Origin of the sequence: Bradyrhizobium sp. PRIMUS42, assembly GCF_023006515.1 — a bacterium.
Classification (GTDB): Bacteria; Pseudomonadota; Alphaproteobacteria; order Rhizobiales; family Xanthobacteraceae; genus Bradyrhizobium.
This window is the reverse complement of sequence record NZ_JALBGZ010001347.1, coordinates 1-797: the sequence shown is the minus strand read 5'-3', so window position 1 is coordinate 797 and position 797 is coordinate 1. Positions and strand designations below refer to the sequence as shown.

The following is a 797-nucleotide window of genomic DNA, read 5'->3' as shown; positions in this document are numbered from 1 at the left end:
AGGGCATGCGCCAGAAGGTGGCGCTGGCCGGCGCGCTGGTGCACGATCCCCGCCTCATCATCCTCGACGAGCCGCTGACGGGGCTCGATGCCGTCTCCGCCCGCCACGTGAAGGGTCTTCTCAGCGCGCGCGTCCGCGCCGGCTGCACCGTCATCATGACCACCCATATTCTCGAAGTGGCCGAGCGGATGGCGGACCGCATCGGCGTGATCGCCTCGGGCCGCCTGGTCGCCGAAGGCACGCTCACCGAATTGCGCCAGCAGAACGGCCATGCCGACACCAGCTTGGAGGATCTCTTCATCGCGCTGGTGACGCTTGCGGAAGCCGCATGAGCTCGGCAACCGCGCTCTCCTGGTTTGCCCGCCACGAGCTCCGGCTCGCCTGGCGCGAATCGCTCGCCATGATGACCGGCGGACGACGCAAGCGGACGCGCGCCGCTGTCATCGGCCTGATCTGCTTCGCCGCGCTGCTGCACCTGCCGGCCTGGGCGGTGATCGGCCGTTTCGCCGATCTGAAATTGCCGCTCGACAAATCCTCGCTGATCGTGATCTCGGCGACGATTTTTCTGGCCTGGACACTGATGCTGTCGCAGGCGATCGAATCGGTGACGCGGGTGTTTTACGCCCGCGCCGATCTCGACCTGATCATGTCCTCGCCGGCGAGGCTAGCCAATCTGTTCTCGGTCCGCATCGCCGCGATCGCGCTGACCGTCACTGCGATGGCGCTGCTGTTCTCGACGCCCTTCATCGACGTGCTCGTGGTCGGCGGCGGGCCGCGCTGGCTCGCGGCGTTCGGCG

General features: G+C 67.5%; 2 pseudogenes. Both read left to right on the top strand.

Annotation, left to right across the window (positions count from 1 at the left end):
• Window positions 1-332, top strand: a pseudogene (locus MOV75_RS40235) (ABC transporter ATP-binding protein); the annotation flags it as partial.
• A pseudogene (locus MOV75_RS40230) lies at window positions 329-797 on the top strand (permease); the annotation flags it as partial. The pseudogenes MOV75_RS40235 and MOV75_RS40230, both read left to right, overlap by 4 nt.